Consider the following 20,918-nt stretch of genomic DNA (forward strand, 5'->3'; position numbering starts at 1 on the left):
GCCCGGCCCCCAACAAGATGATTGAGGAGGTCAACGTGTCCAACGCCGAGATCGAGGCCCTCAGCGAACGACTGGCCGAGTGCTTCGGGGACTGCGCCGCCGCACCGGACGACCGTGCGGCGGGTGCTACGGCCGACCAGGTGCTCGCGGAACTGGAACAGTTGCTGCGCCGCTCCTACGACGCCGGCGCATCGTCCTAAGGCTTCCGTAGGGGCCCGGTGCGGCTCATCCGCCTGCCGGGTTCCGCTCCAGTTCGACCACCCGCCACAGGTACCAGCTGGCCACCGTCCGGTACGGCCGCCACCGCTCCCCCAGATCCGCTACCTGCTCCGGAGTGGGGATCGGAGTTATCGAACATCGCGAAGCCCACGTCGGCACCCATCCGGCTCCTCACTTTCGTACCGGAAGCAGCAGAACGCGCTCGCACCCTCCTGATCTGAGTGTGGACGCACGTGCGAACCCTGTCGCGATGGTAATGAGCAGAATGTGCCGGGTCGATGACGTTCGAGGTTTCATGCCGACGAGGGTCCGCCGTTCTCCGGGCCACGTGTCAGCTGATCGCGGCGTAGCCAACGGGGAAACAGAGTCAGGTGGTCATGACAAATCCGCCTTGGGACGTGGTCCAGATAGGGCGCAGCGGGTGCGCAGTCGAGCGGGCACCCATCGCTGGCCTCATCGACTGCTCGGTCGACCCTCACAAGATCCGGGGAGCCTTGGCCCGCAGCAGATCGATCGCCTCCGGTAGGCCCATGAACCTCAGCCGGGCGTCGGCCAGGTCATCGTTCCACTTCGCCGCCAGGTCCCAGCGCTCCTGCGGCGTGGTGTCGATCAGCCGGCGTCCCGGAAAGATCTCGTAGTCGCGCAACGCCTCGGCATGCGGCTGCATACCCTCCTGGAACAGCCGTTCCCGGTGCATGACGAACTCCTCGTCCTCCAGCTGATCCCACAGTTGCCGGCCCCGGCGCAGCACCTCGAGCACGTGCCCCCGATCCTCCGGGTGCTTGATCAAGTGGTCCCGTACGTACGAGCTGCCGACAGCCAGGTGACGAATCTCGTCAATGGCGGCGCCCCGGGCGATCTCCCCCGCGACCGGGTCCAGCACACCCCACTTGCGTTCGCTGAGTTCGGTGGAGGCTGCCAGAACCCCCTCGATGATGACCGCGAAGGCGACGACCGCGCCGACGAAGTCCCCCTCGTCCCGCACGAGCGTGATCGCGAAGTCCTGCACCGGTCGCAGAACCCTGCGTTGGTATTCCGCGCCGGCACGGCGCACGAAGTCCATCAGCTCGCCTCTGGGCACACCTACGTTGAGCAGGTGATTCCTAAAGATCATATGGTGACGGGCCTCGTCCAGCAGCTGGGTGCTGAAGAACTCGAGTTCGGGAATGTCGGGGGCGGTGGTCACGTAGTAGGCCAAAACCCGGGTCGCGGCCTCCTCATCCAGCGAGCGGTACGCCAGCTCCAAGCGCAGCGCCTCGTTGAGCGGGCCGGGCTCGCGCATGTAGTCGGGGGTGACCAGCTCGCCGGAGTAGCCGAGCGGCCGACCGCGCAGGGTTCCCTGGGCCACCTCCCGGAACCAGTAGCCGAGGTCACACTGCTGCACTGTCAGAGCCAGGTTGGCGGCACCGTCCAGCAGGCCGGGCGCGTGGTCGAAGTCCGCTTCGGTGGCAACCATCTCGGTCACAATGATCAACTCCTCTTGGTCAGCTCTGTAAGCTCGGGGGCAGGGCCACGGAGACGTGGGGGTACAGGCGGCCGGCGTACGACAACAGCGGCTCGCCCCGGTGGTGTCGGCCCTCCACGACATCTGCGAAGATCAAATCGTGGTCGCCCACCGGGTGCAGTTCACGGACTCGACAGGACAGGTGGGACAGACACCCGTCGATCAGCGGCGCCCCGGTGTGCGGATCCGGATGCCACGTCAGGTTGTGGAACTGGGCGTCGCCGGTGGGTCGCAGCGGATCGGCGAAGTGAGTGGCCAGGTCCGTCTGGTAGCGGCCCAGCACATTGACGCAGAAGGCGCCAGCCTTCTCGGTCAGGGCAGTGAACGTCGACGAGACGCGCAGCGCGACACCGAGCACCAGCGGATCGCGGGAGACCGCGACGATCGCGCTGACCGTCGCACCGTGCGCGGTGCCGTCGTGGTGGACCGTCAGCACCGTCACTCCCGAGGCCAACCGGCGCAGCGCGGCGCGGGCCGGCGACCCGAGATCGACCACCTCCCCGCCGGCGACGGCGCCGCGCTTCTGTGCCTGGTCGGTCACCGCGCCGCCCCGACACTGCCGACCGGCGCCGGCTCCTCAGGGGCGGGCACCCGGCTGGTCCCGGCCGAGCCGGCCCGCAGCATCGCGACGATCCGGTCGTACGCGGCGTTGGAGACCGGCTCGAAGGGCCGGCCGAACGGCTTAAGGAAGTTGCCGAACACCCCACGGTCGCCGAAAACGTGGAATGGGATCGCCAACAGGGCCCACTCCGGGCCGATCAGCCACAGCCACAGACCGACCAGGGCGGTCAGGGTAATCAGGCTGTGCATCGTGTTATACAGCACGTAGTAGACCTTCGAGATCCGCCCGTCCGGGCTGCGGCGGAACGCGATGGCTCCGGGGATGTAGCCCACCAGGTCGATGACCGCGAACAGGACGATGAAGGGAATCCAACGAATCTCATCGAAGTGGACAAGGATCAGCACGATCGAGATCGCGAAGCCCACCAGGTACTCGGCACGGTGTAGACGGAACGTCAGCGGCGATTCATACGGATTCTTCTGGTCCATGGTGGTCCTCTTTCCCGAGAGGCGGTCACGACAAATTGAGCGGAGCGCCGGCGAAGTAGTCACCGAGCGCCTCGACGGTGCTGGTGCGCGATGGCGGGTGGAACGCCAGGGCCCGCACGGCAGACATCAGGTACGCGACGTCGAAGGTGCGCATGAAGGTCAACCCGCCCAACAGTTCCGCGGCGTCATTGACCGCGGCGACGAGCAGATCCTGCACGGCGTACCGGGCCACGAGTACGGACGCCACCGCCTCGTCGCCGGTGACCCCGTCGTTCATCGCCCGGGCAGCGCCTTCCACCAGGTCGACCGCGGCCTCCAGGCGCAGGGCCACTCCGACCCGGTCCGAGACGCTGCCCCGACCGGTCGCCACCAGCTGCGCCACCAGCTGCGATGCGGCACCGACATAGATGGACGTGGCCAGCAGCTCGAACCAGGTGAAGCCGACGGTCTGCAGGTCGTCGAGCCGACTCTCGTCCTCGGCGGTGCTCTGGATGACCAGTTCCTGCGGAACGAAGACGTTCTCCAGCCGCACCTCGTGGCTCTGCGCGGCGGCGAGGATCGGGCTGACCCAGAAGGGCGTCGTGCTGATGCCCACCGATTCAGCAGGGATCAACAACAGGGCCAGGTTGCTCCGGCCATCCGGTCCGGGGAGCGAAACGCTGGCGGTCAGGATGTTCATCGACGCCGACAGGCTGCACGGCTTCTTGCTGCCGTTGACCAGGTAGCCGCCGTCGGTCGGCCGCGCCACGACCGACGGCAGCAGAATGTTCTGATCGGTACGTCCCTCCGCCCAGCCGGAGGCGAGTAGCAGTCCGTCGTTGGCGATGCCCGAAAGCACCTTCAGCTGCGCGTCGGTCAGCCGCCCGGCAGTCTCGGCGAGCGCGAACAACATGGCGACGGTGAAGTGATGCATGGCCAGGCCCACACCGAGCGACGGCGACAACGCCGACACCGCCCGCTGTACACGTACCGCGTCCAGGGGGTCTGCGGCTGATCCACCGTGCCGCCGGGGCACCAGCAGCCCCGGACCGCCGTGCGCACGGAACACCTCGACGATTCGACTGCCTTCCGCCTCGCGCTCGTGAAGCGGCATCTGCTCCAACGCCGCGAGCAACCCGGGATGGAGCCGCTCGCACACTTCCCGTGCCACCGTGAGAGAACGCATCTGTAACACTCCTTAATGTCGAAAGGCACCGTCCAGCCACTTGTTTCGAGCCCGGTTTCAATCTGACAAACTGCGCTGACCGACGACTGACGCCGTCTTGACGAAAGCAAATCGGGTAGGAATGCAGCGAGCGCCCGGGCGTACCCGGGCGCTCGCTGCATGTGCGGAGAGGGCAGGATTCGAACCTGCGTGGGCCGAAGCCCTTCCGGTTACCCGGACCCCATTAGGCCGCTCTGGGCACCTCTCCTTCAGCGCGGCGGCCGGCTCGGCTGGTGAGATCTCCCGCCGCCTTGCTGAGACAATCTTTGCAGACTGGTGCTGACCCGATACTGACGATCAACTGACATCGGTTCCCGGGTCGGCGTGCTGCGCCGGAGAAACGTTTCGGTCAGCGTCCGATCAGGAACCGGTCGATATTGTCGGACGCATGGATAATGCGCATGATCGGCTGCTGGGTCTCGCCGCCGGCTACGCCACCGCTTATCTGGACAGTCTGCCCACCCGACGCGTCGGCGCGACCGCCAGCCCGAAGCAGCTCGTGCAGCTACTCGGCGGCACCATGCCCGAGGGCCCGGCACCGGCCGAGCAGACGATCGCGCTGCTGAACCAGGCGGCCGAGGAGGGCGGCGTAGTCGCCAGCTCCGGGCCGCGGTTCTTCGGCTTCGTCGTCGGCGGCACTCACCCGGTGTCCATCGCCACCGACTGGCTGGTCAGCGCTTGGGATCAGAACAGTGGCGTGTACGACCTCGGCCCGGCCGTGGCCACCGCCGAGCAGGTGACCGCGGAGTGGCTGGTCGACCTGCTGGGGCTGCCACCCGGTACCTCCGTCGGCTTTCCGACCGGCTGCGCCATGGCGCACGTCGCCGCGCTGGCGGCGGCCCGGCACGCCGTGCTGGAAGAGGTCGGCTGGGACGTGGAACGCGACGGTCTGCAGAGCGCACCGCTGGTCAACGTGGTCGCCTCGGAACAGCGCCACCTCACCGTCGACCTAGCGCTGCGCTATCTAGGCTTCGGAGTGGCCAACACCCGGCTCGTGCCCACCGACGCTCACGGCCGGATGCTCGCCGACCGGCTGCCGGAGATCCTGCGCCACTGCGAGGGCCCAACGATCGTCTGCACTCAAATCGGTGATGTGAACACCGGGGCCGTCGACCCGGTTGGTGCGGTCTGCGACATCTCTCATGAGTACGGCGCCTGGGTTCACGTGGACGGCGCGTTCGGGCTGTGGGCGGCCGCCAGCCCCAAACTGCGCCACCTGGTCGCCGGGGTGGAGCACGCGGACTCCTGGGCCTCCGACGCACACAAGCTGCTGAACGTGCCGTACGACTGCGGACTGGTCTTCGTGGCGAACCCGGACGCCCATCGCGCGGCGATGCTCAGCGGCCGGCCTAGCTACCTTCCGGACCCCGCACCTGGTGAACGCGATCCGATCGATTGGGTGCCGGACTTCTCCCGCCGGGCTCGCAGCCTGCCGGTCTGGGCGACGCTGCGCACGCTCGGCCGTAGCGGGGTCGCCGAGCAGGTCGAGCGGTGCTGCGCACTGGCCCGACGCTTCGCCGACCAACTGCGCGACGTCCCGGGGGTGCGGGTCCTCAACGACGGCCCGCTCAATCAGGTGCTGGTGCGCTTCGGTGACGACGATGAGATCACCCGTACCGTCATCCGGCGACTGCAAAGCTCCGGCGATTGTTGGTTCGGCGGCACGATGTGGCAGGGCTTCGCCGCGATGCGAATCTCGGTAAGCTCGTGGCAGACCACAGCGACGGACGTCGACGACACCGCCGCACGCATCGCGGCCACCGTGACTGAAGTCCTGCACCCGTAGCCGGAGGCGACAAATGCCCGTGCGGTTGAAGACCTCCTTGAGTAGGCCAGGGTCGCCCGGGGCGGCCCGCACCGGTCCGGTGCCGCTGCGGGTCAGGCCTCGTCGCGATACCCGCCTCAGGCGAGGAAGTTGTCCAGCGTCGCCATGGTGAGCTGCGGCTGGTCGAGCTGGATCAAATGTCCGCACTCCTCCAGCACGGCCGTCGTGCAGTCGCCGACCACCGCGGTGAACTCCTTGGCGTACTGGACGTCAACGATGCGGTCCTGACGTCCCCAAATGAGCAGCACGGGGGCGGTGATCCGGTGCAGCCGGCGGCGCAGACCGTGCTCTGGGAACGGCCACACGAACTTGCCGCTGCAACCGTACGCCCAGATTCGGGCGACCATCCTGGCGCGCATCTGCTCTGGATCGGTGGGCAGTTGTAGAACCGCCTTGACCAGGTCGCTGGAGAGGTTGTGAAACAGCAGCGCCGGCAGCTTGTCCGGGGCTACGGCGTTCCAGTTGACGACGGGGGCGTCGTCGAGCCACAACCCGAGTGGGGCCAGCAGTACCACCCGGCCCGGCAGTTCGGGGAAGTGCGCGGCCAGGTCAGCGGCGAGCATCCCGCCGAACGAGGCACCGACCAGTACCGGGCGCTGCAACCCGAGCTGCCCGATCACCTCCTGGTAGGCCAGCACCAGGTCCGACCAGTCCGCTACCCGCCGGATGGCGTGCGGGTCGTCGGGACTGGTTCCGGGGAACTCCGGGACGTACACGGTGTACCGCTCGGTCAGGTGCCGCAGCAGCGGATCCCAACCGAAACCACCGGCCTGGTGCAGGTAGACCAGGGGCGCACCGGTGCCGGCGATCTGCACCTCGACCGTGAGCCGTCCGCCGAGGACGGTGACCGCCTCGCGGCGTACCGAAGGCAAGCTGGTGCTCATGCGACGGTCCTCTCGTTCCGGTTGTCTGACTGAGTGGCGGGCGCGGCGGTCGTCGCACTTGGGCGGCCCCCCAGGCGCTCGGGCCACCAGTGGTGGGCGTAGTCCGTGTCACTCCACAACTGACGAAGTCGCGGCGCGACCGCCTCCGCGAACAGCTGGATGTTGTCGCGGACCAGCTCGGTGGGGAGCGAACCGAAGCCGAGCATGGCGTGCAGGTTGCCGATCCGGTGCTCCCGGCAGAACGCGAACAGCTGCTCCGCTACGGTCTCCGGGCTGCCGGCGATCACCGCGCCGGCCGCAACGAGCTCCCGGTAGGACGCCCCGCGCATCTGCCGCGACATGCCGACGTCACCGGGGTCGGCGAAGACCGCCCGCAGGCCCTGAATGTCAATCCCGCCGGGGATACCGAGCAGGTGGCTAGGGATCGAGCCGAGGCCCTTGCGGAATGCGTACTCGGCGTGCTCGGCGTACCGGCGGTCCGCCGCGGCGTCGGTGTCGGCTACCGCGATGGTCTGTAGGAAGCCCACCCGATACGGGTTAGCCGGGAGGCCGGAGCGTTCGACCAGCTCCCAGAACCGGGGAAAGATGCGCTTGCCGGTCAGTTTGGCGCCGGAGAAGCCGAAGTAGTTGAAGCCGAAGTCCCGGTCGAGCGTCATCTGCATGGTGCGCGGGTTGCCGATGCCGGTGACCCACAGCGGCGGACGCGACTGCAACGGCCGCGGCCATATGTTGACCTGGGGATAGCGGCTGTACCGGCCGTTCCACGGAAACGGCGCCGGGTCGCTCCAGGCACGCAGCACCAGGTCTAGGTTCTCCTCGTACCGTCCCCGCGCCTCGATGGGTGGCACGCCGTTGTTGATCGTCACGTCGTAGCCGAGGCCGACCGGAAAGCCCGCGATCAGCCGGCCACCGCTCACCACGTCGAGCTGTGCATACTCCTCGGCCACCCGGACCGGCTCGTGGGTTTTACCCAACGTGCGGCCCAGTGGCATGATCCCGACATTGAGCCCCTCCAGCTCGGTGGCGTATGCCAGTGCACCGGCGACGATGTCGGGATTGGGCATCACGTCGTAGGCGCTTTGGCCATGCTCTGTGACCAGGAGCGCGTCGAAACCGGAACGGGCCCCGACCATCAGCTCGTCCAGGAACGAACGCATCGACTCGTACATGCGGTGGGGATCGACCAGCGCGTACGGCGTGTCGCAGACCGAGTCGAACCGCTCCTCGAAATCCGCCGGGAGATAGCGGTACGGCGCCTGCTCGAACAGCGTTATCCTCACGTCACCCTCCGGCAATAGATCAACCGATTCACCCGTCCGCGATAAGGCAGAAGTGCCTGTCGTCTGCGCCCGTTCAGGGCGGAAATACCGGACGCGGGGGTTGGTGCCACCCTCGCATTCGCCGCTGACCCGATACTGATTCGCGACTGATTGAGGCCTCGCGCCGTTATCAGCCGGTCGTCAATCGGCGGTCAGCGGCAACTGCTTGACTTGCTGATAGACCACCACCGCGGCGGGGGCGACGCGGGCGTGTAGCCGGTAAATAGGAGAGCTTTAATGACCCCGGAAACGGTGCTGGAGTTGCGGGAGCTGCCTCGACACGAGCGCCGCGAAGCTCTCGAGGTGATCGTCGCGGAGCAGTTCCGCACCAAACTTCTCATGGAGGAGGGCGAAGAGTTTCCAGCGGAAATCAGTTTCTTCGACCTGGGCTGCACGTCGCTCATCATCGCCGATGTGAAGGAACAGCTCGAAATGTTGTTCGGTTGCCCCATCAGCGCCACCGTTATGTTCAACCAGCCGACCCTCGAGCAGTTTGTCAACTACCTAGCCGACGACATCCTGCGGCTGTCGGCCACATAGCACAGAAGGTAAGGAGGCGGCGCCGTGTCCACCAATTCTGACACGCGGCCGGAGGCGGTCCGGGACCATGGTGCCGATCCTGGCGCGCGTCGTGAGCCGATCGCCATCATCGGAGCCGGCATCCGGTTCCCGGGCAGCAACGAGTCGCTGGACCAGTTCGCGGCGTTCCTCACCCACGGCGGCAACGGCATTCGCCCGGTGCCTGAGGAACGGTGGGATGTGGAGGCGTTCCAGTCCGATGGACCTGACGCCAAGGGCAAGATCCGGGCGGCGGGGTTCGGCTTCCTCGACCAGATCGATCAGTTCGACGCGCCGTTCTTTGGGATCTCCCCGCTGGAGGCGCAGTACGTCGACCCCCAGCAGCGGATGCTGCTCGAGGTTACCTGGGAGGCGCTGGAGAGCGCCAACCTCGATCCCGCCGCCCTGCGCCACAGCAGTGGCGGCGTCTACGTCGGCGCTAGCTCCTTTGACTACGCCCTTGAGCTGGACTCGCTGCCCTACGAGGAGGTCGACGGGCACCTGGCCGCCGGCATCAGCTTCTTCCCGATGGCCGGCCGGCTGTCGTACTTCCTAGGCTGGCGTGGGCCGAGCCTGAGCACCGACACCGCCTGCGCGTCCTCGCTGACCGCCCTGCACCTGGCCGTGGAGGGTCTGCGTGGTGGCGAGTGCCCAATCGCGGTGGCCGCAGCGGTCTGCGCGATCCACCACCCCAAGATCCCGGTGATGTTCACCCACGGCAACATGCTTGCCCCCGACGGGCAGTGCAAGACCTTCGACGACTCCGCAGACGGGTACGTGCGTGCCGAGGGCTGCGGCGCGCTGGTGCTCAAGCGGCTGTCCGACGCGCAGCGCGACGGTGATCCCATCCTTGCGCTCATCCGCAGCACCGCCATCGGTCAGGACGGCGAGAGCGCCGGCCTGACCGTGCCCAACGGCAACGCGCAGGAGGCCGTGATGCGCGCCGCGCTGCGCAACGCCGGGTTGACGCCGGGCGACATCCAATACGTGGAGGCCCATGGCACCGGCACCGCGCTCGGCGATCCGATCGAGATGGGCGCCATCACCGACGTCTTCGGCGCACATCACACCAAGGACGCGCCGCTGGTGGTGTCGTCGGTGAAGACCAATGTCGGGCACATGGAACCGGTCGCCGGTATCGGCGGCGTGGTCAAGAGCGTGCTGCAGATGCGGGAGAAGAGCTTCTTCCCCCATCTCAACATGACCAAGCCCTCAGGGCGCATCCCGTGGGACCGGATCCCGGTGCACGTCCCGACCGAGGGCGGCCCCTGGCAGGCCCCGGTTAGGCGGGCGCTGGTCAACAGCTTCGGCTTCGGCGGTGCCATCGCCAGCGCGGTGCTGGAGGAGGCACCGCCGGTCACCGTCGAACCTCCGGTGGAGCTGCCCGGCAACCACGTCGTTGTGGTCTCGGCCAAGAGCCGTCAGTCGCTGACGCAGCTGCTGGGCCGGTACCGGGAGCACCTCGCCGCGCATCCCGAGACGCGCCTCGACGAGCTCTGCTACACCGCGGCCGTGGGCCGCTCCCACTTCCCGCTGCGGGCCGCCGGAGTTGTGCGCGACCGCGAACAGCTCGACGCGTTCCTCGCGAAGCAGATCGAGCGGACCGGCAAGGCCACCCCCACCGAGAAGATCCGCAAGGTGGCGTTCCTCTTCACCGGGCAGGGCTCGCAGTACCCGGGAATGGGGAAGGCGCTCTACCGGCAGTTCCCGGTCTTCCGCGAGCACCTTGACGCGTGCGACCGGCTCTTCGCCCCCGAACTCGGCCGCTCGGTCGTCGGGCTGATGTTCGGACCGGAGAGCAGCGCCGAGGACCTACAGCAGACCCGCTACACGCAGGCCGCGCTCTTCAGCCTGGAGTACACGCTCGCGCAGCTGTGGTTGTCGTGGGGAATCCGGCCCAACGTGCTCATCGGACACAGCATTGGCGAGGTGGCGGCGGCCTCGGTCGCCGGCCTGTTCAGCCTGCCGGACGCGGTGCGTCTGGTCGCCGCCCGTGGCCGGCTGATGCAGGCGGTCGCCGCGCCGGGCGGCATGGCTGCGGTGAACTGCGCCGCCGAGGAGCTGACCGACCTGCTGGCCGGCCACGACGATCTGGCGGTCGCCAGTATCAACTCGCCGAGCCAGACAGTCATCTCCGGCGCCGCGGACGCACTCGCCGAGGTGACGGCTGCGCTGACCGCGCAGAGCCGCAAGGTCACCACCCTCGCCGTCTCGCATGCCTTCCACTCGCCGTTGATGCGTGAGGTGTTTGACGAGTTTCGCGCGGCGCTGACCGACATCGAGTTCCACGAGCCGAGCATGACGGTCGTGTCGAATCTGACCGGCAAGCCGGCCCGTCTCAGCGAGCTGGTCGACCCCGAGTACTGGGTGCGGCACATCGGCGAGCCGGTCAACTTCCTGGCCGGCATGCGCAGTGTCGAGCGGCGGGGCAACCACAACTTCGTCGAGATCGGTCCGTCCAACGCCTTGATGGGTCTCGCCCGACAGTGCCTGACGCCGGAGCACCACCGGTGGTTGGCCAGCCTGGATCGCCGCGACGAGCACGGTGACGTCATCCGCGAGTCGGTGGCCGCGCTCTACCGGGCCGGCGCCACCATCTCGTGGACCGGGTTCCACGCCGGCAGGGAACGAGGCAAGATCGACCTGCCGACGTACCCGTTCGACCGCAAGCGGTACTGGCTACCGATCAAGGGACCGCGGCACGGCCTTGGCGGCGCTTCCGGTGACGGAACCGTTCATCACCCGTTACTCGGCGCCGAGACCGAGGGCGGCGACGGGATGCGCGAGTTCCGGGCCCGGTGGAGTGCCACGTCGCCGGGCTACCTTGCCGATCACGTGGTGATGGGTCGCGTGGTGTTTCCCGGCACCGGCTACCTGGAGGTGCTGCTCGCGCTGCAGGACGCGGTCCTCGGCCAGACCGGGCACGAGATTCGCGACGTGCAGATCGCGGAGCCGCTGTTCTTGGGCGACGAACCGGTGCAGGTGCGGATCCGCTTCCGTCCGGCGACCGAGGACGGCGAGGACCACAGCGCCGAGATCACCAGCCACGCCGACGGCGTTGAACGGGTGCATGTGCGGGCCGGCATCGCCCGGCATCCGTCGCACGCGCCGACGGAGACCGGCGCGGCGCTGCGGGAGCTGGCAGCCGCCGTCGGCGAGCCCGACGAGGTGCTCGGCGAGGACGCCGTCTACGCCGCCTACGCCGCCGCCGGTTTGGAATACGGGCCCAGGTTCCGCCGCACCCAGAAGGCTGCCCGGCACGGCACCGACCTCGCCGTCGGCGAGGTGCGCGGCGTTCGGGCCGGCGCGGTGGAGCACGTGCCGCCATACCTGACTGACAGTGCCACCCACGCGTACGCCGCGATTGGCGACGACGGCAACAGCTACCTGCCGGTGAGCTACGCGGCGTTCGTCATGTTCAAGAAGCCTAAGGCCGACGCGCTGCGGGTGCTGATGCGCATCGATCCCGCCCCGGCGGCCGGCCTGGACCGCTCGATCGACCTGCTGGCGCTGGAGGCTGACCAGCCGGTGTTCGAGCTGCGCGGCCTCGGTATGAAGCGGGTGCAAAACGCCGCCGGCAGCCGGCGGCGCGGCATCGCCCACCAGCAGCGGTGGCTGAAGCGGTCCCTGCCACCGACCGTGGCGCCGCAGCCCCACACTGTGCTACTGGTCGGTGCGCCGGGACCGGTGGCGTCCGGGCTGGGCGAGCAGGCGGTGGAGTCGGCTCGCGTGGTAACCGCAGCCGACGCCGCCGAGGCCGCCGGGATGGTGTCCGCCGGCGGGATCACCGACGTGTGCTGGTTCTGGGCGCCGGCCGGGCAAACCGGCACCCCGACCGGCGACGCAGCCGTCGCGTCCCTGCGTGCGGAGTGCGAGGCGAACTACACCGCACTGCTCGACCTGATCCGATCGCTCGGCGACGCCGGCTTCGGCCGGCAGCAGCGGTTGTGGCTGGTCACCGAGGGGGCCCAACTGCTGCCCGGGGACGCCGCCACTGATGACCGGCCAGTCGCGGCCGCGAGCCTGTGGGGAGCCGGGCACACGCTGCTCAACGAGCACCCCTCGTACCGGACCACCCTGGTGGACTTGCCCGGCGACAGGGCCGGCTACCGGCAGCTACTCGAGGAGATCGCGGCCTCGGTCGGCGGCGAGTTCCAGGTGGCGTACCGCGACGGGCACCGACACGTACGCCGGTTGCTCCCGCTGCCGCTGAGCACGGGCGCGGACCCCGAGGAGAACGCGGCCGTCACCATTCGCGAGTACGGGCAGTTCGGCAACCTGCGGGTCATCCCGGCGCCGGTTGTCGCCCCTGAAGGCGACCAGGTCGAGGTTCTGGTACGCGCCGCCGGCCTGAACTTCAAGGACGTGTTGAACGCGCTGGGGATGCTACGCGCCTACGGCGAACAGCCACTCGGCTTCGAGGCAGCCGGCACAGTCGTGGCCGCCGGCCCCGACGCCACCCACCAGGTCGGCGACGAGGTGATCGTCAACTACCTCGGCTGCATGCAGCGCCGGATCGTGGTGCCGTCGGCGGTCGCGGTGCGGAAGCCGCCCAACCTGAGCATGCTCGAGGCGGCCGGCGTGGCAGCGGTGTACGTGACCGCCCACTACGCTCTGCACACGCTCGCCGACATCAAGGCCGGCGACCGGGTCCTGATCCACGCCGCCGCCGGCGGGGTGGGCCAGGCAGCCGTCCAACTTGCCAAGGCAGCCGGCGCGGAGGTGTACGCCACCGCCAGCCCGCACAAGTGGCAGGTGCTGACCGCGCAGGGTGTCCGGCATGTGATGAACTCGCGCACGTTGGACTTCGCCGACGAGCTGATGCGGGTCACCGACGGCGCCGGCGTGAACATCGTGCTCAACAGCCTGAACAAGGACTACATCCCGGTCAGCATGTCCTGCCTGGCACCGGGCGGCCGGTTCATCGAGATGGGCAAGGTCGGTGCCTGGACCCCCGAACAGGCTGGCGAGGTGCGTCCCGACCTCCGCTACCACAACTTCGACCTCAGCGAGCTGCCGTGGGACGACGCTGTCCGGGTCACCGGCGAGACGCTGCGGATCATCGCCGATCGGCTCGCCGCAGGGGTACTGAGCCCGATTCGCACCACCACCTACACCCTCGATGAGCTGGAAGAGGCGTTCGGGGTGCTCAGCCGGGGTCAGAACATCGGCAAGCTGGTCGTCGACTTCGCGCCGGAGCCGGCCCGGCCGGAGATTCCGATCCGACCCGACCGCACGTACGTGGTCACCGGTGGGCTCGGTGCCCTCGGTCTGGTGACTGCCAACGAACTGGTCGCCGCCGGGGCCCGACACATCGCCCTGATCGGGCGCAGCGGCGCCCCCGCGCCGGACGTGGTGGAGTTGGTCGAGCGGCTGCGCGCCACCGCCGAGGTGACCGTGCACCGCGGGGACGTGGCCGAGCCGGCCGACCTGACCCGGATCCTGGCCGAGATCGGTCGCCGGCCACACCCGATCGGCGGCATCGTGCACTCGGCGGGCATGCTGCGGGACGCGCCGGTCGCTGCCCAGACCTGGGAGTCGATCGACGAGGTGTTCCGCCCCAAGGTGTACGGCACCTGGCTGCTGCACCAGGCGGCCCGGGACCTGCCCGAGCTGGCCTTCCTGATCGGGTACTCGTCGGCGGCGCCGATTGTCGGCACGCCGGGGCAGCTCAACTACTCGGCGGCCAACGCGTTCCTCGACGACCTGCTGCTGCGCCGCTTCGCCGCCGGGCAGGGCGCGTTTACCGTCAACTGGGGACCGTGGGGTGAGGTCGGCATGTCGGCCCGCCTCTCCGATCAGCTGATCAAGCGGTGGTCCGACGAAGGCATCGTGTTGACCACACCGGCCGTCGGCATGCGGGCGCTGCGCCAGCTACTGCGTACGCCGACCGGGCAAGCCGTCGTCGGCGAGTGCGACTGGGACCGGTTCATCGCCGCCAAGCCGGTCGCCAACGCCCTCTACCAGCGGCTGCGCGACGACACCGGTGACGCTGCCGCCGTCGGGCTCGACGTGGCCGCGCTGCTGGCCGCCCCGAGCGAGCAACGCCGGGCGAGCATCGACCAGTACGTGCGGGCGAAGGTGGCCGCCGTGCTGCACTTCGACGACGTCGACGCCGTCGATTCCACTGTCGAGTTCGTCCGGCTGGGTCTGGACTCGCTGGTCGGCGTCGAGCTGAAGAACGCCTTGGAGTCCGCGTTCGGGGTGCCGCTGCCGGCGTCCGTGGCACTGCAGTACCCCACGGCTGAGGCGCTAGCGGAGTACGTCGACGGGTTGCTCACTACCGAAACCACCGCCTGAGCCGCGGTGCCGCGTCCCGCCGCAGCACGACGGGACACGGCACCCGGCACGACCGAGGCCTGGTCGCGGCTTCCGCGACGACGAAGGAGGTCCGATGGTCCAGCGTCGCGCGATAGTTAACCGCTGGTTCCAACCCGACGAGGTGCCCGCCGACGCTGCCGTGCGGTTGTTCCTCCTGCCCTATGCGGGCGGCAACGCCGGAGTGTTTCGCGACTGGCTGCCGCTGTTCCCGGCGGACATCGCGGCGCAGGCCGTACAGCCGCCCGGCCGGCTCGACCGCCGCGACGAGCCGCTGGTGACCGACCTCGGCCCAATGACAGAGGCGCTCGGCGAGGCGATCGCCGCAGAGCTGGACGGGCGGCCCTTCGCGCTGTTCGGGCACTCGATGGGTGGGCTGCTGGCGTACCGGGTGGCGGTGTTGCTCGCCGCCGAGTACGGAACGCCGCCGATACTGGTCGCCTCGGCCGGATGGACCCCGGAGGGGTTCTCGATGCCGACCCTCGAGCAGGTGCAACTCCCCCAGCCCGAGCTGGTGTCCTGGATCGTGGGTCTCGGCTCGCTGCCACCGGTGATCTACCAGGACCCGGAGCTGCTGGAGCTGACGATACCGCCCACCCGGGCCGACCTCACTGCTTGTGCCCGGTACGTCGACGACGGCGCCCCGGTGCCGTGCCCCGTAGTCAGCTACACGGGGCGCGACGACCCGCTTCTGACCGCCGACGCCCCGGAGTCCTGGAACGGCCGCAGCCCCGAATACCTCGGCAATTCGGCGTTCCCCGGCGGCCACTTCTTCATCTACGCCGCGGCGCTGCCGATCGTCACCGACTTGACCCGGCACCTGCGCCGGCTCGCGGCGTGTACCTCGATACCCGGTCACTAACCGGCGGGCCGTGACCCGCCAGAACGGAGCGATCATGTCGCAGAGAAGCCTCAACGCACTCGTTGACCGGTACATCGCCACCTGGAACGAGCCGGAGCCCGACGTCCGCCGCAAGATGATCGACGAGCTGTGGGCGGAGGACGGGACCTACTACAACCGGCTCTTCGTCTGCCAGGGGCGAGACATGGTGGAGGCGGCCATCTCCACCGCGTACCGCGAGCACACCGCCAAGGGGTTCACGTTCAAGTCCCGCAACGACGCGTACGGCCACCACGGTGGGGTGAAGTTCGGCTGGGTCCTCGCCGTCCGGTCCACCGGGGAGGTCGACACGTTCGGCGAGGAGTTCCTGATCCTCGACGGCTCCGGGCGAATCGTCGCGGACTACCAGTTCGGTCTCCGCCCACCGGCGATCTGAGCCGGCCGATCCGAGGGAGCAGCACGATGGCAGACAACTTCGACTACAACGACATCGCTGAGCGCTACATCGCCTCCTGGAACGAGCCCGACCCCGAGACACGTAAGAAGCTGGTCGAGGAGCTGTGGGCGGAGGACTGCACCTACTACAACCGGCTGTTCGTCGTCTCCGGACGCGGAATGATGCCGTTCGTGGTGGGGCGGGCCCATGACGAGTACTACGGCAAGGGCTTCTGCTTCCGCTACCAGAACGACGCGTACGGCCACCACGGCGGGATGCGCTTCCGTTGGGTGATGGTTTCCAGCGCAACCGGAGAGGTGGACACCTTCGGCGAGGACTTCGTCGTCCTGGACGAGTCGGGTCGCATCCGGGTGGACTATCAGTTTGCGATGAAGAAGCCGTCGGTCTGACGAGTGGGTCGTGTGGAATCGGCGTCGACCCCGGCGGTCCCGTAGTCGGCGCCGAGCCCCGCGGTCCCTAGTCGGCGCCGAGCCCGACGGTGCCGTCGTCGGCGCCGGGCCCCGGGACACCAGCGAGCGGTTCCGCTGCGCCGTCTCGCTCATTTCCCAGCACGGCCTCTGAGGTCATTGCCCGCCGCCATCTCCGTCGCAGAGAATCAGGACGGCCGGTGATGGCACCTTTCCAGGAGTAGTGATGGCGACTCACGCACGCCCGGTCGACGCCAGTGGCGGCACGACACCACCGGCTCCGCGCACGGATGCCCCTGCCTCGGGGCCAGCCGATCAACCAGGCCTGGTCTTCGTGCTGATGATCGGCATATTCCTCAGCGTTCTCGACTTCTTTATCGTCAGCGTCGCCGTACCGTCGATTCAGCGGGATCTTTCCGCCACGTCGGCGACCGTGCAGTTGACCATCGCCGCCTACGCCCTTGGATACGCCGGTCTGCTGATCGTCGGTGGCCGCCTTGGTGACACTTTCGGCCGCCGCCGCATGTTCAGCGCGGGCATCCTGTTGTTCACTGTCGCGTCGGCGGTGTGTGGGGTGGCGCCGAACGCCGAATCCCTGATTGCCGGCCGGCTCGCGCAAGGGCTCGCCGCCGCCATCATGACGCCGCAGGTGCTCAGCATCATCAGCGCGACGCTCACCGGCGCACCGCGCGCCCGCGCGTTCACCGCGTACGGCTTCACGATGGGCATCGCGGCGGTCTTCGGCCAGCTCATCGGTGGTGTGCTGATCTGGGCCGACCCGATGGGGCTCGGCTGGCGCAGCGTGTTCCTGATCAATGTGCCGATCGGGGTCGTGGCGCTGGTTCTGGTGCCGCGTCGGGTGCCCGAGTCACGCGCCACCGGCCGGCCGGTGCTCGACCTTCCCGGCATGATCCTGATCTCGCTGGCGATGGGCGCGATGGTGCTGCCGTTGATCGAGGGCCGCGAGCGCGGCTGGCCGCTCTGGGCGTGGTTGTGCCTGGCTGCCGCGCTGATGCTCTTCGCCGCCTTCATGGTCCGGGAGCGGGCCGTGGCCCGGCGCCGCGCCGCGCCGTTGGTGCACCCGGGGCTGTTTCACGACCGGGCGTTCTCCGCTGGACTGCTCACCCAGTTGTTCTTCTATTTCGGGCAGGCGTCGTTCTTCCTCGTCTTCGCCGTCTACGTGCAGAACGGCCGAGGATTCAGCGCGCTGCAGGCGGGCGTCCTGTTCATCGCCATCGGCGGCGGCTACATGGCCACGTCGTTGATCGCGCAGCGGGTGGCGATGCGGCTCGGGCGTCAGGTGATCGCCCTTGGCGCTCTGCTGCGTACCACCGCTGCGGTGTCGATGATCGCGGCGCTGGCCGGGCCGGCGGGTGAAGGCAGCATCTGGTGGCTGGCCCCCGCACTGGTTATCGACGGTGCCGGACAGGGGCTGGCCGTGGCGCCGCTCGCGGCGACGGTGCTGTCGCGCATCGACCCGCAGCACGCCGGCGCAGCCTCCGGCGTGCTGAGTACCGGAATCTGGGCCGGCAACGCCTTCGGTGTTGCGATCATCGGCATCATCTTCTACGGAACGCTGTCGCGCGCCAGCGGCGATCCGTTCCGGGACGCCTTCAGTGCCAGCCTCGTGTTCATCGCGGTGGTCGGGGTCCTGGTGGCAACCTTGGTCCAACTCCTGCCCCGGGCGCCGCAATCAGCCCGCTGACCCGCCCGGCCTGCCAGATGGCTTCGTGGGACCTTCGGATCACGGGCCACAGCCGCGATCGGTCCACCGCAACCAGTCTTGACGACCATCTACACAGGCCGGGGCTCGAACTGCGGACTGTCTCGGCGATGTTGCCCGGCCGTGGACCAATCCTCTCAACTCCGAGAGCAATCCAAGGTCATTTGCGCTACTCAAGCGTATCGGGCCGGATCAGCGGCGGGTCAGCGCGACGTAAAGATCAACTGATCTAATAATTAACTGGGATGAGAACCCCTACAACCCACTGGGAGTGAGGACCACTGCGCAGTTCGTTGTCGTTCATGATGGGGAGGAAATGAATGACCACCACACGCGCTCCAGCCGTCGAACGACTGAGGCACCTGCCGATTTCCGAGCGCCGCGCCGAGCTGGAATCCATGGTGGCGGAACAGTTCAGGGCGGTACTTTCTATTCCGGACGACGAACCCATGCCATTGTACGAAAGTCTGTTTGCACTCGGCATGTCGTCGGTTCTCATCGGCGAGGTCCAACATCGCCTCTCCGACCTGCTCGGTGAGAATCTGCACAGTCCCGTGCTATTCAATAGTTGCACGGTCGCCCAGGTAGTCGACTACCTTACGACCGACGTGCTGCCCGACATGTTCCCGCAATCCGCCTCGGCGCCGACCGCGCTACCACTTGCGATGACCCGGGTGCTCTGGGACAACGTTCTACACGAGATGGGCGCAGGGGCGGCATGATCTCCCACCAGCACACCATCGCCGCGCGCATCGCGGAGCACGCCCGACGTCGGCCGGACGTGGACGCGATCCTCTTTGAGGACGTCCGGGTCAGCTACGCGAAGCTGCACGCTGAGAGCAACCGTGTCGGGCACGCTCTGCTACGTGACGGCCTCGACCGAGGCTCCCGCGTCGCCTATCTCGGCCGCGAGTCGCACCACTTCTACACGATTGCCATCGCATGCGCGAAGATCGGCGCGGTGCTGGTGCCGGTCAACCCGCGACTGACCACGACGGAAATCAACCATGTGCTACGCGACTCCACGGCGGAGATCCTCTTCGTCGAGCACGAATTCGCGTCGCTGATCGAGCCGCTGCGGGCGGACCTGGCCGCGCTACGACACATGGTCGACATGGACGCGCCGGGAGACCGCTACGGCAGATTTCTGCGGTGGTTCGCTGACTGCCCGACGCACGACCTGGAAATACATGTGGGCACCGACGACCCCGTGGCGCAGATGTACACCAGCGGCACCACCGGACTACCCAAGGGCGTCATACTGGCTCACCGTACGTTCTTCACGTTCATCGACAACATGCAGCGGGCCGGCGTGGACTGGATCGACTGGCGGCCGGAGGACCGCAGTCTCAGCGCCTTTCCCGGCCTGCACGCCGGCGGCTACGCGTGGTTCATGCACAGCCTGAACGTCGGCGCGACCAGCATCGTGATGCAGTCGTTCGTGGCCGGCGAGGCGGGCGCGTTGATCGAACGCCATGCCGTGACCACCCTGTGGGCCGCGCCAGCCATGCTGCAGATAATGCTGTCGGAGCCGGATGCCGACCCGCATCGGTTCCGATCCCTGCGCAAGATCGTCTACGGTGGTTCGCCGATCTCCCCGGAGCTGCAGGAACGCTGCATGCACGAGTTCGACTGCGACCTGGTGCAGGCGTACGCGGCCGCCGAAACGGGCAGCTTCATCACCTGCCTACGCGCCGACGAACACACCCCCTGTCACCCCAAGCTCGGCTCGGCGGGGCGGATCTGTCCCGGCAATGATCTGCGTATCATCGATGAGACCGGTGTTGAGCTGCCGCCCGGGCAGCCAGGCCGGATCTGCGTACGCACCCCGGCCGAGTTCATCGAGTACGCCAACCGGCCGGACGAGACCGCCGCGATGAAGGTGGACGGCTGGCTGCGTATGGGTGACAGTGGCTACCTCGACGACGACGGCTACCTGTACCTGCGGGACCGGATCAACGACACGATCGTCGTGGCCGGGCAGAACATTTACCCGGTCGAGGTGGAGAACGTGATCCGGACCCACCCCGACGTCGCCGACGTGGCCGTCTACGGCGTACCGCACCCGCGCTGGGGCGAAGTGGTTCACGCGGCCGTCGTGCTGGCCCCCGGCGCGCAGGTATCGCCGCGCCAGTTGATGCTGTTCCTCCGCGGCCGGATCGCGGACTACAAGGTGCCTGTGGGATACCGATTCGTCGATAGGCTCCCGCGCAATCCCACCGGCAAGGTGCTACGCCGGGTACTGCGCGCCGAGGACCGCGGCGCGCCCGCACCTACCACCGGCGCCCCGCGCACCGCCGGCGTCGCCTCCTGACCGGCCGGGTGCCCAGGTGATCGGCCATCGCCCACCCGACACCTCGCCGGGGTAGGCGTCGACCACGACGGCGAGGTAGCGGAACCCTTCCCAGGTGCGCAGGTAGGAGGTCGGTGACCCACAGCCGGTTGGGTGCGGTCGTGATGGTGACCTCGACCCGTGCCTGGCTGTGGCGTTCCCGCTCAGTGGCACGCTGCCGGCCGGCGCGCAGCCACTGGTAAAAGGCGCGGTGGCCGACGCCGAGGCGCTGGCCGGTTCTTGACTGCTTCTTGCCCTTTTCCAGACGTGCTTTCAC

Annotated in this window: 16 protein-coding genes, 1 tRNA gene and 1 pseudogene; 10 read left to right on the top strand and 8 right to left on the bottom strand. The window is 68.2% G+C overall.

The window, feature by feature from the left end; genetic code table 11:
• The first annotated feature begins 17 nt into the window (after window positions 1–17).
• Entirely contained in the window at window positions 18–200 is a 183-nt protein-coding gene (locus B116_RS0105825) for a hypothetical protein (RefSeq protein ID WP_027659458.1), read from the top strand.
• A 25-nt stretch (window positions 201–225) separates the two neighbouring features.
• On the opposite strand, the pseudogene B116_RS28105 reads toward B116_RS0105825, so the two are convergent.
• The 6 genes and pseudogenes from B116_RS28105 to B116_RS27310 form a co-directional block, all read right to left on the bottom strand.
• A pseudogene (locus B116_RS28105) lies at window positions 226–351 on the bottom strand (methylated-DNA--[protein]-cysteine S-methyltransferase); the annotation flags it as partial.
• A 343-nt stretch (window positions 352–694) separates the two neighbouring features.
• A complete protein-coding gene (locus tag B116_RS0105830) occupies window positions 695–1,684 on the bottom strand; it encodes a ferritin family protein (RefSeq protein WP_027659459.1) in 990 nt (329 codons plus the stop codon).
• A 19-nt stretch (window positions 1,685–1,703) separates the two neighbouring features.
• Window positions 1,704–2,264, bottom strand: a complete 561-nt coding sequence (locus tag B116_RS0105835; RefSeq protein WP_027659460.1) for a flavin reductase family protein — start codon at window positions 2,262–2,264, stop codon at window positions 1,704–1,706.
• Entirely contained in the window at window positions 2,261–2,773 is a 513-nt protein-coding gene (locus B116_RS0105840; RefSeq protein WP_027659461.1) for a hypothetical protein, read from the bottom strand. Before B116_RS0105840 ends, B116_RS0105835 begins: the two co-directional genes overlap by 4 nt.
• Window positions 2,774–2,798: 25 nt before the next feature.
• The gene (locus B116_RS0105845; RefSeq protein WP_027659462.1) at window positions 2,799–3,938 is read right to left on the bottom strand and encodes an acyl-CoA dehydrogenase family protein; all 1,140 of its coding nucleotides are present in this window, start codon (window positions 3,936–3,938) and stop codon (window positions 2,799–2,801) included.
• Window positions 3,939–4,102: 164 nt separating this feature from the next.
• A tRNA-OTHER gene (locus tag B116_RS27310) sits at window positions 4,103–4,185 on the bottom strand.
• 180 nt (window positions 4,186–4,365) lie between these two features.
• Between B116_RS27310 and B116_RS0105850 the strand changes: the two genes are divergently transcribed.
• A complete protein-coding gene (locus B116_RS0105850) occupies window positions 4,366–5,763 on the top strand; it encodes a pyridoxal phosphate-dependent decarboxylase family protein (RefSeq protein WP_018719881.1) in 1,398 nt (465 codons plus the stop codon).
• Window positions 5,764–5,879: 116 nt separating this feature from the next.
• Here B116_RS0105850 and B116_RS0105855 read toward each other — a convergent pair whose 3' ends face one another.
• Window positions 5,880–6,686 carry an alpha/beta fold hydrolase gene (locus B116_RS0105855; RefSeq protein WP_027659463.1) on the bottom strand — a complete coding sequence of 269 codons (807 nt, stop codon included), beginning with the start codon at window positions 6,684–6,686 and terminating at the stop codon, window positions 5,880–5,882.
• Entirely contained in the window at window positions 6,683–7,966 is a 1,284-nt protein-coding gene (locus tag B116_RS0105860; protein WP_027659464.1) for an LLM class flavin-dependent oxidoreductase, read from the bottom strand. Before B116_RS0105860 ends, B116_RS0105855 begins: the two co-directional genes overlap by 4 nt.
• A gap of 276 nt (window positions 7,967–8,242) precedes the next feature.
• Between B116_RS0105860 and B116_RS0105865 the strand changes: the two genes are divergently transcribed.
• The 8 genes from B116_RS0105865 (at window position 8,243) to B116_RS0105905 (ending at window position 20,623) form a co-directional block, all read left to right on the top strand.
• Complete coding sequence (locus B116_RS0105865; RefSeq protein WP_018719878.1) at window positions 8,243–8,545, top strand: acyl carrier protein; 303 nt, start codon at window positions 8,243–8,245, stop codon at window positions 8,543–8,545.
• A gap of 24 nt (window positions 8,546–8,569) precedes the next feature.
• On the top strand, window positions 8,570–14,863 hold the full coding sequence (locus B116_RS0105870) for a type I polyketide synthase (protein ID WP_027659465.1): 6,294 nt from the start codon (window positions 8,570–8,572) through the stop codon (window positions 14,861–14,863).
• Between the two features lie 94 nt (window positions 14,864–14,957).
• On the top strand, window positions 14,958–15,743 hold the full coding sequence (locus B116_RS0105875; RefSeq protein WP_027659466.1) for a thioesterase II family protein: 786 nt from the start codon (window positions 14,958–14,960) through the stop codon (window positions 15,741–15,743).
• Window positions 15,744–15,777: 34 nt separating this feature from the next.
• Window positions 15,778–16,158 (top strand): hypothetical protein, encoded by a 381-nt coding sequence (locus B116_RS0105880; RefSeq protein WP_018719875.1) that lies wholly within the window; start codon window positions 15,778–15,780, stop codon window positions 16,156–16,158.
• A gap of 26 nt (window positions 16,159–16,184) precedes the next feature.
• Window positions 16,185–16,568, top strand: coding sequence for a hypothetical protein (locus tag B116_RS0105885; protein ID WP_018719874.1), 384 nt, complete (start codon window positions 16,185–16,187; stop codon window positions 16,566–16,568).
• A 244-nt stretch (window positions 16,569–16,812) separates the two neighbouring features.
• Window positions 16,813–18,291, top strand: coding sequence for an MFS transporter (locus B116_RS0105895; RefSeq protein WP_397540579.1), 1,479 nt, complete (start codon window positions 16,813–16,815; stop codon window positions 18,289–18,291).
• Between the two features lie 338 nt (window positions 18,292–18,629).
• Complete coding sequence (locus tag B116_RS0105900; RefSeq protein ID WP_027659468.1) at window positions 18,630–19,031, top strand: acyl carrier protein; 402 nt, start codon at window positions 18,630–18,632, stop codon at window positions 19,029–19,031.
• Window positions 19,028–20,623 (top strand): long-chain-fatty-acid--CoA ligase, encoded by a 1,596-nt coding sequence (locus B116_RS0105905; RefSeq protein WP_027659469.1) that lies wholly within the window; start codon window positions 19,028–19,030, stop codon window positions 20,621–20,623. The genes B116_RS0105900 and B116_RS0105905 overlap by 4 nt, the downstream gene beginning before the upstream one ends.
• Window positions 20,624–20,918 lie beyond the last annotated feature (295 nt).

The organism is Salinispora fenicalii, assembly GCF_000514815.1.
GTDB lineage: Bacteria > Actinomycetota > Actinomycetes > Mycobacteriales > Micromonosporaceae > Micromonospora > Micromonospora fenicalii.